The 15055-nt window shown below is 66.8% G+C and carries 11 protein-coding genes; 3 read left to right on the top strand and 8 right to left on the bottom strand.

Annotated elements, in window-relative coordinates; translation table 11 throughout:
* Positions 1-69 precede the first annotated feature (69 nt).
* Positions 70-510, bottom strand: coding sequence for a DUF6491 family protein (locus PI246_RS06285; protein ID WP_320550444.1), 441 nt, complete (start codon positions 508-510; stop codon positions 70-72).
* 184 nt (positions 511-694) lie between these two features.
* On the opposite strand from PI246_RS06285, the gene egtB reads away from it, so the two are divergent.
* Positions 695-1963, top strand: a complete 1269-nt coding sequence (gene egtB / locus PI246_RS06280; RefSeq protein WP_320550443.1) for an ergothioneine biosynthesis protein EgtB — start codon at positions 695-697, stop codon at positions 1961-1963.
* A complete protein-coding gene (egtD, locus tag PI246_RS06275) occupies positions 1960-2943 on the top strand; it encodes an L-histidine N(alpha)-methyltransferase (protein WP_320550442.1) in 984 nt (327 codons plus the stop codon). Before egtB ends, egtD begins: the two co-directional genes overlap by 4 nt.
* Before the next feature lie 54 nt (positions 2944-2997).
* Here egtD and mfd read toward each other — a convergent pair whose 3' ends face one another.
* The 7 genes from mfd to PI246_RS06240 form a co-directional block, all read right to left on the bottom strand.
* Positions 2998-6447 (bottom strand): transcription-repair coupling factor, encoded by a 3450-nt coding sequence (gene mfd / locus PI246_RS06270; RefSeq protein WP_320550441.1) that lies wholly within the window; start codon positions 6445-6447, stop codon positions 2998-3000.
* An 88-nt stretch (positions 6448-6535) separates the two neighbouring features.
* The gene (locus tag PI246_RS06265) at positions 6536-7444 is read right to left on the bottom strand and encodes a cation diffusion facilitator family transporter (protein WP_320550440.1); all 909 of its coding nucleotides are present in this window, start codon (positions 7442-7444) and stop codon (positions 6536-6538) included.
* Positions 7445-7510: 66 nt separating this feature from the next.
* Positions 7511-8011, bottom strand: a complete 501-nt coding sequence (locus tag PI246_RS06260; protein ID WP_320550439.1) for a Slp family lipoprotein — start codon at positions 8009-8011, stop codon at positions 7511-7513.
* A 29-nt stretch (positions 8012-8040) separates the two neighbouring features.
* Positions 8041-8940 carry a 23S rRNA (adenine(2030)-N(6))-methyltransferase RlmJ gene (locus PI246_RS06255; protein WP_320550438.1) on the bottom strand — a complete coding sequence of 300 codons (900 nt, stop codon included), beginning with the start codon at positions 8938-8940 and terminating at the stop codon, positions 8041-8043.
* Positions 8941-8976: 36 nt separating this feature from the next.
* On the bottom strand, positions 8977-10809 hold the full coding sequence (locus PI246_RS06250; RefSeq protein WP_320550437.1) for a M3 family metallopeptidase: 1833 nt from the start codon (positions 10807-10809) through the stop codon (positions 8977-8979).
* 71 nt (positions 10810-10880) lie between these two features.
* Positions 10881-11642 carry an AraC family transcriptional regulator gene (locus PI246_RS06245; protein WP_320550436.1) on the bottom strand — a complete coding sequence of 254 codons (762 nt, stop codon included), beginning with the start codon at positions 11640-11642 and terminating at the stop codon, positions 10881-10883.
* A gap of 66 nt (positions 11643-11708) precedes the next feature.
* Entirely contained in the window at positions 11709-12230 is a 522-nt protein-coding gene (locus PI246_RS06240; RefSeq protein WP_320550435.1) for a DUF6630 family protein, read from the bottom strand.
* 455 nt (positions 12231-12685) lie between these two features.
* On the opposite strand from PI246_RS06240, the gene PI246_RS06235 reads away from it, so the two are divergent.
* The gene (locus PI246_RS06235) at positions 12686-15052 is read left to right on the top strand and encodes a TonB-dependent receptor plug domain-containing protein (RefSeq protein WP_320550434.1); all 2367 of its coding nucleotides are present in this window, start codon (positions 12686-12688) and stop codon (positions 15050-15052) included.
* Positions 15053-15055 lie beyond the last annotated feature (3 nt).

Genomic DNA, 15055 nt, shown 5'->3' with positions numbered 1-15055 from the left:
TCACGCGGTAGCTGCTCGAAAAAAAGCCCGGCCGAACCATCGGCCGGGCTTTTTCGTTGGATGGCGATCCTAACGGACCATGCCGTTGGGTTCGGCGCCCGATCCTTTGCTCGCCGCCTTTTTCTCGAGATCCTGGTAGGTCGGCTTGTCGATCTTCTCGACGGTCTGGATCTGGCACGGCGGATCGTCCCGGCGAACGATCTGCTCGTCGATGCTGCCGCAGATTCGCATCGGCGCCACCGCCTTGATGTTCTCCGCGCCTCGAAAATGGATGCCACCGCCCAGGCCTACCCGCGGGCAGTCCACGTTGGTGGTGACGCGGTAGAAATTGGGGCCGTTCGCGACGATCACCGTGCGGTTGTCGACGACGGCCCAGTTGCTGATCCGGTCGGTACGCAGGCAATCGGCCATCGGCAACTCGTGACGTGCCTGGGGAGGGGGCGAGTTGTCCGCCGCCTGGGCGGCCCCGGCGAACGCGAAGACGGCAAGGGTGAGATATCGGGCTTGCATGGCGGAACCCTCCTGACGTGGTGCGCCCACGTTAAGCGCGTTGGGGATGAAAAACGAGGCTACGGCTTGCCTGGGTGCACCAGTCGTTAAGCCTTCGGTCGGCACCGCTCACGCCGGTTGAACGCTTGCTCGGGCATCGTCGTGCCGATCGCCGGTGTCCCCGCCGGCATGGGACCTCTTTCGCATGAGCCTTCGCCCCCTCGGCATCGCTCCCTTCTTACCCGCGAGCGCGGAGCGGGTCGCGCGGTTTCTTTCCGTACGGCATCGTACGGTGGCGTTGACAGCCCACCTGCGCCCGGAAGACACCGTGGTGCAGTCCATGCCAGACGCCAGCCCCACTAAGTGGCACCTGGCGCACACCACGTGGTTCTTCGAGCAGTTCGTGCTCGGTCGCGCGCGCGACTATGTCTCGCCCAACCCCGAATGGCATTACCTGTTCAATTCCTACTACCAGTCGGTCGGTCCCATGCACGCCCGCCCGCGACGGGGCATGCTCACGCGTCCCACGCTGGACGAGGTGATGGCGTATCGCCGTCGCGTGGATGACGCCGTGGCGGCGCGGCTCGAGGCTGGCGACGACGACGCGCTGCCCATGCTCGTCGAGCTGGGTATCCAGCACGAGCAGCAGCACCAGGAGTTGCTGCTGACCGACATCAAACATGCGTTCGCCCAGAACCCCCTCGAACCGGCCGCAATACCCGACGCCCCGCGGAGCCTGTCGATGGCGGCCCCCGCGTTGCGCTTCGTGCCGTTCGAAGAAGCCGTGGTGCGCGTTGGGTTCGAGGGCGATGGCTTCCATTTCGACAACGAAGGCCCGCGACACCGCACGTACCGCCAGGCAGGGTCCCTGGCGAATCGTCCGGTGACCAACGCGGAATACCGCGCCTTCGTGCTCGACGGTGGATACGACCAGCCGGCGCTGTGGCTCTCCGACGGCTGGGCCACCGTGCAGTCGGAGGGCTGGCGCCGTCCACTGTATTGGGATGAGGCACTGGAGACCGAATTCACCCTGCAGGGACGTCGCGAGATCGATCCGCACGCGCCGGTATGTCACGTCAGCTATTTCGAGGCCGATGCGTTCGCTCGTTGGGCGGGCGCACGTCTGCCGACGGAAGTGGAATGGGAAACGATGGCCGAAGATCTTCCCGTCCAGGGCAACCTGCAGGAGACGGGGGCGCTGCACCCGCGCGCCACGTCATTCGACACACCGCTGGGCCTGATGTACGGCGACGTTTGGGAATGGACGATGAGCCCTTATGTCAGTTACCCGGGCTTTCGTCCCCTCGACGGCTCGCTCGGCGAATACAACGGCAAGTTCATGAACGGCCAATGGGTGCTCCGTGGCGGCTCGTGCGCCACCCCTGCCGATCACGTGCGTGCCACTTACCGAAACTTCTTTCCTCCCCATGCCCGCTGGCAGTTTTCGGGGATCCGACTGGGAAACGATCGATGAGCGCTCAACCGCAAGACATCCGTGTCGACGACCGGCATCCGGACATCGAAGACACGATGCAGACCGTGCGCCGCGGCCTGTCGGCGAAACCGAAAAAGCTGCCTTCGCGCCTGTTCTACGATGAACGTGGCTCGGCACTTTTCGAGTCTATCTGCGAGCAGCCGGAGTACTACCTCACCCGCACCGAGATCGCGATCATGCGCGAGCATGCGGCGGACATCGCGGCCGCGCTCGGTCCCGAGGTGAGGCTGGTCGAATACGGCAGCGGTAGCGGCATCAAGACACGCATGCTCCTTGAGCACCTGGAGTCGCCGGCCGCGTACGTGCCCGTGGAAATCTCACGCTCTGCCTTGATGGAGAGCGTGGCCGCGCTGGCGGTGCAGTTTCCCGATGTACCGATGCAGCCGGTGTGTGCGGATTTCACCCAGCCGCTTCGCCTGCCGGTGGCGCTGCGCTCGCCCCGTCGCACCGTGATCTATTTTCCCGGCTCGACGATCGGCAATTTCGAGAGCAAGGATGCGCTGAAGATCCTCCGCCAGATGCGCACGGAGATGAGTGCCGGAGGCGGCATCCTGATCGGCGTCGACCTCAAGAAAGACACCGCGACGATCGAGGCGGCGTACAACGACGCGGCTGGTGTGACGCGCGACTTCACGCTCAACATGCTGGTGCGCCTGAATCGTGAGATCGGCACCGATTTCGATATCGACGCCTTCCGTCATCGCGCCCGTTACAACGCGCTTGCCGGACGCATCGAAACGTCGCTGGTCAGCACGACGCGGCAGGACGTTCACCTGGGCCGAGAGAGTTTCACCTTCGCCGAGAACGAGGCGATGCAGGTGGAGTACAGCTGCAAGTATTCGCTCGACGACTTTGCGCTGATGGCCGAGAAAGCCGGTCTTTCCGTGGAAAAGGTCTGGATGGACGCCGAGCGCCGGTTCAGCGTGCAGTATCTGGTGCGGGCGACACCCGCCGCCTGAAGCGTCTCGCCCGCCGGGAGGATCGGCGCCTACCGTACCGGTAGGCGCCGACGATCAGCCCGGGCGCCTCGCGCCCAGGGCCACCAGCGTATCTTGCGCCGCGCGAATTCGCTCGGCGCTTCCCGGCAGGTCCAGGATCACACGCAGCTTGTCCTGTCCATCCAGCTTGAACACCCGCGGTTGCTGCTGGATCAGCTTGATCAGCGACATCGGATCGATGTCGGGTTTGTCGCGAAAGGTGACGCGCCCCCCGTTGGCGCCGAAGTCGACCTTGCGGATACCCAGCGGAGTGGCCATGAGCTTGAGCTGGGCCACGGCGAACAGGCACTTGGTCTGGTCGGGCAGGAGGCCGAAGCGGTCAATCATTTCTACCTGGAGTTCGCGCAGGCCGTCGTCGTCGCGTGCGCTCGCGATCCGCTTGTAGAGGGTCAGGCGCGTGTGCACGTCGGGCAGATAATCGTCGGGAATGAGCGCGGGCAGGTGGAGTTCGACCTCGGTCTCGTGTTCGGAGGTGAGGTCGAAATCGGGCACCTTGCCCGACCTCAACGCGCGCACCGCGCGGTCGAGCAATTCGGTGTAGAGGCCGAAGCCGATTTCCTGGATCTGTCCGGACTGTTCTTCGCCCAGCATCTCGCCCGCACCACGGATTTCGAGATCGTGGGTGGCAAGGGTGAAGCCGGCGCCCAGTTCCTCCAGCGACGCGAGGGCTTCGAGACGCTTTTCCGCGTCGGCGGTCATCGCCTTGCGATCGGGCACGATCAGATAGGCGTAGGCACGGTGGTGGGAGCGACCTACGCGCCCGCGCAACTGGTGCAGCTGCGCCAGGCCGAAGCGGTCGGCGCGATTGACGATGATGGTGTTGGCGGTGGGAATGTCGATGCCGGATTCGATGATGGTGGTCGACACCAGCACGTTGAATCGCTGGCGATGGAAGTCGGCCATCACCTGTTCGAGTTCCCGCTCGGGCATCTGGCCGTGGGCGACGCGGATGCGCGCCTCCGGTACCAGCTCGCTCAACTCGCGCGCGATGCGCTCGATCGACTCCACTTCGTTGTGCAGGAAATACACCTGGCCGCCGCGCGCCAGCTCGCGCTGGATCGCCTCGCGGATCAGCGTGGGCTGGTAGGTCGAGATCAGCGTGCGCACGGCGGTGCGATGCGCGGGCGGAGTGGCGATGATCGACAGGTCGCGCAGCCCGCTCATCGCCATGTTGAGCGTGCGCGGGATGGGCGTCGCGGTGAGCGTGAGCAGGTCGACTTCGGCGCGCAGCTTCTTCAGCTGCTCTTTCTGGCGCACGCCGAACCGCTGCTCCTCGTCGACGATGACCAGGCCGAGGTTCTTGAAGCGGATATCCGGCTGCAGCAGCTTGTGCGTGCCGACCATGACGTCGACCTGGCCCTCCGCGAGCCGTTCCAGTGCATGGTCGACGTCTTTCTTCGACTTGAAGCGTGACAGCACGTCGACGCGGACCGGCCAGTCGGCGAAACGGTCGGCAAAGTTACGGTAATGCTGCTGGGCGAGGAGGGTGGTGGGCACGAGCACGGCCACCTGCTTGCCGGCGGTGGCGGCGGCGAAGGCGGCGCGAAGGGCTACTTCGGTCTTGCCGAAACCGACGTCGCCGCAGACCACGCGATCCATCGCTCGCGGGGCGGCGAGATCGGCGATCACTGCGTCGATGGCGCGTTGCTGGTCGAGGGTCTCTTCGAACGGGAAGGTCGCGGCAAATTCGTCGATCATCTGCCGGTCTACCGGCAACGACTCGCCCTGCTTCGCCTCGCGCTGCGCATAGATCGCCAGCAGCTCCGCCGCCACGTCGCGTACCTTTTCGGCGGCTTTCTTGCGGGCGCGCTCCCAGGCGTCGCCCCCCAGCGAGTGCAGCGGGGCCAGCTCGGGGGCGGTACCGGTGTAGCGGCTGACGAGGCCCAACTGGGCCACGGGCACGTAGAGCTTGTCGCCCTTGGCGTATTCGATGGTGAGGAACTCGCCCGGCATGTCCCCTACGTCGAGGGTGAGCAGACCCTGGTAGCGGCCCACGCCGTGATCGATGTGCACGATGGGCGAGCCGATCGACAGTTCGGTGAGGTCCTTGATGATGCTTTCGGGATCGCGCGCCGCGCCGACACGCTTGCGGCGGTCGGTACGCACGCGCTCGCCGAAGAGTTCGCGCTCGGTCAGCACGGTGAGCGCGGGCGTGTTCAGCGCGAAGCCCTGGTCCAGCGGGGCGACGGTAATGGCGAAACGCTCGTCGCTTGCCAGGAAGGCCTTCCACCCCTCGACGTTGGCTGGCTTCATGCCGCCCCCGCCAAGCTGCTCGATCAGGGCTTCGCGGCGACCGGCCGAGTCGGCTGCCACCAGCACGCGGCCCGGATAGTGGGCGAGAAACTGGCGCAAGGCCGTGCCGGGCTCTTCGCCCTTGCGGTTGAGCGGCAGATCGGGAGCGGGCTGCGTGCCGAGGTCGACGGCATGCGCATGCGCCTTGTCGACGACGTCGATGCGGACCTGCTTGTTGAGTTGCTCGCGCAGCGGTTCGGGGCCCAGGTAGATCTCCGCCGGCGGCAGCACCGGGCGCTCGATGTCATGCGCACGCTGTTCATAGCGGTCGGCCACCTGCTGCCAGAACGCGGCGGCCGCCTCCAGCGTGCCGTCGCCGAGCACGAAGAGCGCGTCGCCGGCCAGGTAATCGAACAGGGTTTCGGTGTGCGGGAAAAACAGCGGCAGGTAATATTCGATGCCGCCGGGCGTCACGCCTTCCTTCATGTCCTGGTAGAGCGGGCAGCGGCGCACGTCGATGGGAAACCGGTCGCGCAGCGCATGGCGGAAGTGCTTGGCCGCGTCGTCGGTCACCGGGAATTCGCGCGCGGGAAGCAACTCCACGCCCTCCACCTGGTGTTGCGACCGCTGGGTTTCCGTATCGAACGTGCGGATCGATTCGATCTCGTCGTCGAACAACTCCACGCGGTAGGGCTCGCTCGCGCCCATGGCGTAGATGTCGATCAATGCGCCGCGCACGGCGAAGTCGCCCGGCTCGGTCACCTGCGGAACGTTGCGGTAACCGGCGGCCTCCAGGCGGCGTTGTTCGGCGATGATGTCGAGCGTCTGCCCCTTGCGCAGCACCAGCCCCGAACCGGTGATGTGGCTGCGCGGGGCGATCCGCTGCATCAGGGTGGCCACCGGCACCACGAGCACGCCGCGCCTGACGCTGGGCAGGCGGTAGAGCGTGGCGATGCGCTGGGAGACGACCTCCGGGTGGGGGCTGAAAACGTCGTAGGGCAGGGTTTCCCAATCGGGGAAATGCAGCACCGGCAGGTCGCCCGCGAAGACGCCCAGTTCGTTTTCCAGCGTGTCGGCACTGCGCGTGTCCCGGGTCACCACCACCAACAGGCCCTCGTGCGCGCGGGCCGCCTCGGCGACCTCGAGCGCCCAGGAGGAACCATGCGGGACGGCCCAGTAACGGCGGGTTTTCGCGTTGGGGGGAAGCGGCGGGCGGGGAAGCGCTACGGGCATCGGGTCGGCGGCTCGGCGTTCGGGTGAGCCGCCGATTGTACTACCGCACGGTGAAGGGGCCGCCGCGGCCGTGGCCTGCGACGCCGCCTTAGTCGGTGATGTCCGGCTCGAAGAAGCTCCAGCGCACGTCCTTGAAGTGAGCCTTGAAATCGGCCTCGACGATGTTGATCGCCTCGACCATGGCCCGAGCGGTGGGCGTGGGCGCCATGCGTGCCTTGATCGCCACCATCACGTCGGTGCCCATCTGCAGGGTCAGCACGTTGTAGACGACTTCGATTTCCGGCCTTGCGTCGAGGAAGGCGACCATGTCGGCCTTGCGACGCGGCTCTACGCCCTGGCCGATGAGCAGCGCCTTGACCTCCCGGGCCACCGCGACGGCCACCACGATCAGCAGCACGCCGATGGCAATGGTGCCGATGGCGTCGAACACGAGGTTGCCGGTGACCATCGTCAGCAGCACCGCCACGAGGGCGACGCACAGGCCTAGCAGGGCGGCGAGGTCTTCGCCGAAGATCACGAGCAGTTCGCTGGCCCGGGTCTCGCGGAACCACTGCCAGAGGCTGCGTCCGTCACGCGCCTTGTTCACTTCCTGCAGGCAGCCGTGCATGGACACGCCCTCGGTGACGATCGAGAAGCCCAGCACGCCCACCGCGAGCCAGGCCCAGCGCAGCGGTTCCGGGTGGGTGAGCTTGTGTACGCCCTCGTACACCGAAAACATGCCGCCGACGCTGAAGAGCAGCATCGCCACCAGGAACGACCAGAAGTACAGCGCGCGGCCCCATCCCAGGGGATAGTCCGCCGACGGCGGCCGCTTGGCCTGACGCATGCCGAGCAGCAGCAGGCCCTGGTTGCCGCAGTCGGCCAGCGAATGGATGGCTTCGGCCAGCATGGCGCCTGAGCCGGTGAAGATCGCGGCGACCAGTTTGGCAATGAAAATGGCGAAATTGGCCCCGAGCGCGAGGAAGATCGCGCGTTTGGAATCGGCGTGTCCTGACATGGTCCCCGCTTGCCCTGGATGGTGTAAGCCGCCGGCCCTCGTGGCCGGCGGCGCGATCGCAGGATCTTACCGTATGACGCCGACGCCGACGCCGAAACTGACGTTGGGATGGCCGCCGGACATCTCCTTGGCCGTCCACACGTGCGACTGGTTCACCGATACCAACGGAAAGGTGTAGGACGCCTGGCCGACGTTGCCCGCACGCGTGCCGTTGAGCCGGCCCGCCACGGTGATCAGGCCGCCGTTGGGGTAGTCCAGGCTTTCCACGTAGCCGGGCATGGACGCGATGAAGCGACCGGCTCCCGTGTCATCGGCCGCTTTCGGCCGCTGTGAGGCGTCCAGCGGATAGGCCAGCACTTCGATTTCGCTGTGGTCGGCGAAATTTCGCACCTGGACGATGCGCCCGCCCCAGATGACGTCGGCGTTGCCATAGCGCTCGGGTGTGCGGGCGACCTGGCTGGGGGGCACCGACACGGTGTTGGGCGTGGCTTTGTAGATGGGCGCTGGCGCACAGGCGACCAGCGCCAGCAATGAGACGGGGATCAGGGCTCGGACAATATGACGCATGGGTCGGCTCCTTCGCAGGTGCCCCGACTCTAGCGCCTGCCGGGTGAACGTTTGGGCGAAGGCGGCGTGGGAGGCGCTTGGGCGGGCTCGTCGTTCACGAGCCAGCTAAGCCGGTACTCGGACTCGCCCGGCTTACCCAGCAGGCGCGGGAGCACCTTGAGCGAATCGCGCAGGGTTTCATCCAGTTTCCACGGCGCGTTGACGATGACCATCCCGCTGCCGTTGAGGCGCAGCGGTGAGTCATCCGGATGCAGGAGTAGTTCCGCCATGAGCACGCGTTTCGCCCCGCAGCGCGTCAGCCAGCGGTGGAACGGCTTCACGTGGCTGCGCTGCTTAATCGGATACCACACGGCGTACATGCCCGTCGGCCATTTTTCCAGCGCGGCCTTGAGCGATTTCTCGATGAGCCGGAACTCGGCCTCCTGGGCTTCGAACGGCGGGTCGATCAGCACCAGCCCGCGTTTTTCCTTCGGCGGCAGCAGCGCCTTCATGGCCTCGTAGCCGTCGCGCCCATGCACGTGCACGCGTGGATCGTGGTGGAAGACCTGGCGCAAGGCCGCGGCTTCCTCCGGATGCAACTCGCACAGCTGGGCACTGTCGGTGTCGCGCATCAGGTGCGCGGCGATCCACGGTGAGCCCGGGTAGTGGCGCAGGTCGTCGCCCTCGTTGCAGGCGCGCACCACCTCCAGCCATTTCCACAGCAGCGGCGGCAGGCCCGTGGCGGTGCGCAGCACGCCGAAGCCGTCGTCGGCCTCGGCCGTCTTGCGTGCCTCGACGCTGCGCAGGTCGTAGCGGCCGCGTCCGGCGTGCGTGTCGACGTAGCCGAACGGCGTGGCCTTCTGCTTGAGCGCGTCGACCAGGGCCACGAGCACCATGTGTTTGAGGACGTCGGCGAAGTTGCCGGCGTGGTAGGCGTGGCGATAGTTCATCCGGCGAGTATACCGGCCAGCGGCCCCGGCCGCTTTCTAGCGCGGATAGAGACGGCGCAGGGCGTCGGTCTTCCGGCGCAGCAGGGCCATGTCCGCGCGCACCAGCTCGGCGGGTGGCACGTCCCGGCCGAAGAACGTGCGAAGCAGCGTGGCCGGCGGCGCGTCGAACCCTTCGGCCATGAGGGCCGCGTAGCGCCTGCGGAAATCGGCCGGGTCGTTCATGGCCATGTCGAACATCCGCGTCGCAAGCAGTCCGGCATAGAGATAGTTCACGAGGTAGAGCGGGTCTTCGTACATCAGGCGCTTGCCGATCCAGGCGTGCGCCAGTTCGGGATCGATACCCGGCCAGATCTCGAAACGTGAGGTGGTCGCGAGGGTGAGCGTGTCCAGGTCGCCCGCCGAGCGGATCGTGCCGGCGCGCACGCCGTCGTAGATGGCTTCTTCCAATCGCGCTTCTTCGGCGGAGGTAAAGATCTCGAAGGTCATCTCGTCCAATTGGGCCTGCAGGTACCACGCCTTCGTCGCGGCATCCGGCGCGTGGCGATAAAGGTATTCGTAGAAGAGCATCTCGTTGAGGATGGCGATGCCTTCGTGCATCCAACTCGGGCCGTGGTTGTAGAACGGCGACACCCCGTGTTCGTTCATCAGCTGGCTGTGGATCGCGTGTCCCCCTTCGTGGGCGACGACGCTGGCGGCGTGCACCGTGGGTGTCCACGTGCCCAGGAAGAGCCCGGCCGGTACGCCGGGCGCGGCGATGGAGAAGCTGTCGTTGACGCGATGGCCCTGCGCGGCGGCGAGGTCCGTACGGTGGGTGGACGGGTCGAGCAGGTCCCGGAAGTGACGGACGTAGTCATCGCCCAGCGGGGCCAGGGCGGCCGGTATCGTGTCGCGCAGCCGGGCGAGGTCGAACGTGGGCGGCGTGACGCCGGGCGGGGGGACGGTCATGTCCCAGCTGTGCACGTCGTCGACGCCGAGCGCCTTGCCGGCCTGTGCCGCGCGCAGCCGCTGGTAGTCCTTCAGCACATCGGCCTGCGCCTCGACGGCGGCGACGGTCGCGTGCACGTCGTTCTTGTCGAACTGGCGCGAGACATACGCCGCCTCGGGCGCGTCGGCGAAGTGCTGGAGCGTCGCCTCGCGATCGTTCAGGCGCACCACGCCGATCAGGATCGCCGCATAGGTCTCGGCAAGCCCGTCGTCGGCCGCCTCACGTTGCCGCCACGCCTGGCGACGGACGTTCCGGTCGGGGTCCGCCGCCAGACGCACGGCATCCTTCGCGACGTCGAGGTCGCCATGCGCCGTGTGCACCAGGCCGTAGCGGGTGGCCCGGCGAGTCTTTTGGTAGGTCGTCCACAGCGCCTCGCCGGCCGTGTCGGAGAGGGCATCGAGCACGTCCTGCCCCTCCCGCGGCAGCGCGTGGGCCTGGTTACGTATCGCCCGTTCGCGAACGTAGGCGTAGCGGGCCAGGCTGGGCTCCGCCTTCACGGCCGCGCGGAAGCCGGCATCGTCGAATCGGCGCAGCGTCGCACGAACCTGATCGACGACGGCGTCCGAGGCGCTGCCGGCCGACGAGCGGGCGTCGCTCGCCGCGTGGTCATCGATGTCGAGCGCGGCGCGCAGGTGCAGGTACGCCGCGTGCCGCTGGCTCCTGGCCAGGAGGGCTTCCGCGTGCCGGAGGTAGCCGAGAAGGTTGGCGGGCGTCAGCGGCGCGGGTGGCGCAAAGGCCGCGACGTCGGCCTGTAGGGCGGCGAGATCGCTCGCCTCCTGGGCCGGCGTGGCGAAATACGGCGTGGGATCGATGTGGTAGTCGGTAGCCCCCAGCGGCGTGGCGCCGAGCAGGAGGAGAACGGCGGCGAGGCGTGGCGTGCGCATAGCGGTGGACCGAGGGCGTGGTGGACGTGACGCCACGCTATCAAGCCGCGATCGCCTGGGCTTTACCCGGATTAGCGCATCGCGGCGCGCCACGCGCTCGGGGTGGTCGCGTGCACCGCGCGAAACGACCGCGAGAACTGAGCCGCCCCGGCGAAGCCGCAATCCAGCGCGATGTCGAGCAGGGGACGTCGCGTCGTGCGCAGCAACAGGGCCGCCTGGTCGACGCGCAGCCGACGCACGTAATCGCCCACCGTGCACTGGTGAAACTGGCGGAAACTCCGGGCCAGGTGCACGGGATGGCGTTCCGCCACTGCGGCGAGCGTATCGAGCGAGACATCCCGCGAGGGATCCTCGTGCAGGTAGTCGCGTACGCGGCGCAGCCAGCGGGGTTCGTAACGGCAGGCGTCGTCGAGGCCTCGCGCTGCGTGACCAAGCATGTCCAGCGCCATCGATGCGATGGCGCTGGACGAGTACGGGTCATCCAACGCCAGCTCGCTGTCGACCCGCCGGCCCAACGCGAGCAGGGTGTCGGACCGGCGCAGCAGGGGGCGCCCGTCGAGGCGGGCCGCGTGCTCGTGGAGTAGCCCGGCGAGATGATCGTCGATCGCGAAGATGATCTTTTTCGCGCCTTTGGCGCCGAACCGTTGCGCGTGTTCGGCTTGCGCCGGGCAGTAGAGCAGGTCGCCGGGAAGGTGCGTGTTGCGCATGCCGAGGATGCGCTCTTCGTAGCCGCCTTCCACGATGAGGCAGAACCAGGCCTGGTCGTGGCGATGGGGGTGCATGTCGGCCCCGGCCGCGTAGCGTGAGACATGCAGATCGAGGATGCCGCTCATGGGTCCGCCCTGACCGAGGTGGCGACGACTATGCGGCGCCTCCTCGCGAGCGGCAAGTGCCGTCGGTCAGACCTGGCTTCCGAGCCGCAGGTTGATGCCCAGCGCCGTGGCGAGCAGGCGCATCGATTCGTCGTCGGAGGAGCGGGTGATCCATCCGGCGTAGACGCCGTCCTCGTCGGCCTCGCGCGCCCATAGCGTGTAGCCGTGTTCATTGAGTTGATCGAACGCGCGACCGAACAGCTCGGCGCCGTCGACGTCCTCGTGGAACTCGTCGTCGTCCGGGTCGCCGTCCCAGTCGATCTGGAGATTCCACCGCGCGACGAGTTCGTTGATGGCGTCGACGAAGCCACGGGTGTCGTCGGCATCCACTTCGAATCCGGAGCGCCAATCGGTGACCTGGGCAACGATGCGCATCGGGTCGTCGTCGCCTTCCTCATCGACGAGGTCGCGGTACTCGGAGAACTGCTGCATCGCCCCGTCTTCATCGCCTGGGTTGATCAGCTGGAGCAACTGCCAGACCTGCGATTCGAGGGTATCTTCGGCGTTGTCGCCGTCGCGTTCGTCGTCGTAATCGTCGTAGTCGTTCATCGTGATGTGCCCGGGGGAGGTCGGTGAAATGATGGCATAACGGCCGCGCCGGCTTGTTGACAAACGGGCGTTGCAATGCAACAAATGTGACTGCCCGCCGCCGTTTGGCGCGGGTCCAGGGCTCTTCCGCCGCCGCGCGCGGCGTCCCCACAGGCGATCCACCTTCCCAGTGACCGACATGCCTTTCCACGCTCCGACCCTCCCGGTAACGCTCGCGGCCTCGTCGCGATGTCCGGTGGCGTCGGCGTGTTGTCGCTGTCCGGGCTGATGTCGCGGCGCTAAGCCGCCCGTGCTTCCAGTGCATGCGCCGCCCGTGACCTGAGTCGCGGGCCTTACGCCTTTTTCCCTTTCCGACCCTGAGGGCCGGCGGCGCATCGCGTGGCCGCCCTTGGTCACCCCCTCCCGTCCGGCGCGATACGCGCCGGCGCCGTTTTTCTTTCCAGGATCCATCGTCCATGTCCCGTTCCGTTCGCCGCCCGCTGCTTTTTCCCACCCTCGCCGTGACCCTGGCCGCGTGGCAGCCCGTCGCCGCCCAGGAAGCGAAACAACTCGATACGGTCATCGTCACCGGCACGCGCAACACCGAACGCACGGTGTCCAGTTCGCTGCAACCGATCGACGTGATCACCCCGCAACAGCTCCAGCAAACGGGCGCCACGCAACTGTCCGCCGCGCTGGCGCGGCTCGTGCCGTCGCTCAACTTTCCCCAGCCGACCACGATCAGCGGCGCGGAAGTCGTGCGGCCGGTGACGCTGCGTGGCCTGAGTCCCGATCAGGTCCTCGTGCTGGTCGACGGCAAGCGCCAGCATGCGGGGGCGTTCCTCAACCTCGGCGGTGCGATCGGACGCGGGTCCAATCCCGTGGACCTCAACGCGATTCCGATGTCGGCCATCGAACGGGTGGAAGTGCTCCGTGACGGTCAATCGGCGCGCTACGGCTCGGATGCGATCGGTGGCGTGGTGAACGTCATCCTCAAGAAAGCGGGGCAGGGCGGGGAGGTGACCGCGCGCTTCGGAGGCTACGACGCGGGCGACGGTCTTCAGCGCCAGCTCGCCGCGGATGCCGGTTTCAGGCTGGGCGACAAGGGCTCGGTGCACGTGGCCATCGATACGCAGGACAACGACGGCACCAATCGGGCCGGCGTGGACCAGACCCGGGGCCCGACATTCGGCAAACGTGTCTATCGCCTGGGGGATCCGGCGGTCCGTTCGACCAAGCTGTCGCTCGTGGGCCAATACGCGTTCAGCAAAGCGGCTGAGGTGTATGTGGAGGCCCTCTATCGTCGGGACCGTGCCGAAACGGCCAGCCTGTATCGACAGGCGGGTGCCTCCAATAACGCGCGGGCGATCTATCCGGAGGGCTACCTCCCGGTCAGCGTACCGATCGTGAACGATACGTCGCTCACCGCGGGTGTCCGCGGCACGTTGGACGATGGCTGGCACTACGATCTCTCGGCGAGCCATGGCAGCAACGAGTACGACCAGCGCGCCCATGACATCAACGCCGACTATTACCGCGCCTTCGGCACCACGCCGTTTTTCATTCAGGGGCCGGATTACAAGGCGACGCAGCAGGTGGTCAACCTCGACATCGGCCGGGAAGTCTCACCCGGGTGGTTGCCCAACCCGGTGAGCGTGTCGTTTGGCGTGGAATACCTGCGCCAGGCGTATGCGGTCCGACCGGGCGACGCGGTGTCGCAATACGGTCCCAACGGTGGCATCACGGCCGACCTCCGGGGCCGCTGGCAGCGGCACGACACGTCGGCATACCTTGACCTGGAAACCAACCTCACCGACCGCTTCGCGGTGTCGCTGGCCGCTCGCCACGAAAACTACAGCGACTTCGGCGGCACGACGTCCGGCTCGCTCGCGGGACGATTCGACGTCACGCCCCGCGTGGCGATTCGCGGCAGCGTGGGCACGGGATTTCGCGCACCCACGCTCGTGCAACAGCATTACGCCGACATTTCCTCGCAATTGCAGGATCTCGGCCAGGGCCAGGTGATCGTGCAATCGGGTACCTTTCCCGTCGATGCGCGTGCGGCGAGCCTGCTCGGCGCGGAGGCCCTCAAGCCGGAAACGTCGCGTAGCGCCACGCTGGGCTTCGTGCTCAATCCGCTGGATGCGTGGCATGTCAGCGTCGATGCGTACTGGATCAAGATCCACAACCGCATCAACCTGTCGTCGAACATCCCCGTCAATACGCCGACGGTCAACGCGTATCTCGCGGCCAACGGCGTCGACGCCACCTATCAGTCGATCCGTTACTTCACCAACGCGGTGAACACCCGGACCCGCGGCCTCGACCTGGTGAGCCAGTACGCGTTCGCGTTCGCCAACGGGGATCGCCTGAATACGACGCTGGGCTGGGCCTACAACGACAACCGGGTCTCGCGGGTGAAGGCGAACCCGCCGATACTCGACGCGCTCGGCGTGGCCGTGCAGCGCGTGGAACGGCGCGAACGCCTTGGCATCCTCGCCGATACCAATCCGCGCACCAAGCTCGACCTCGGCCTCGACTACCTGCATGGTCGCTGGGCGGGGCATGCCAACGTGCAGCGATACGGCCGATACAAGGTCTACAGCAACAGCGGCCCCGCGCTCGATCAGACGTTCTCGCACCGGTGGGCGCTCGACCTCTCGGCCGACTACACCCTGGACCGCTGGACGTTCACCGCCGGGGCGAACAACGTCTTCGACGCGAAGCCGGGCCGGGTGAAATACGCCAACTCGACCAACGGCAACTTCCTCTACAGCCTGTTTTCGCCATTGAGCTGGAACGGTCGCTACTACTATGCGAGTGCCACATACCGGTGGGACTGAGCG

Origin of the sequence: Luteibacter sahnii, assembly GCF_034063545.1 — a bacterium.
Taxonomy (GTDB): Bacteria; Pseudomonadota; Gammaproteobacteria; order Xanthomonadales; family Rhodanobacteraceae; genus Luteibacter; species Luteibacter sahnii.
The sequence above is the reverse complement of the archived record's forward strand: the minus strand, read 5'-3'. Positions and strand labels throughout refer to the sequence as shown.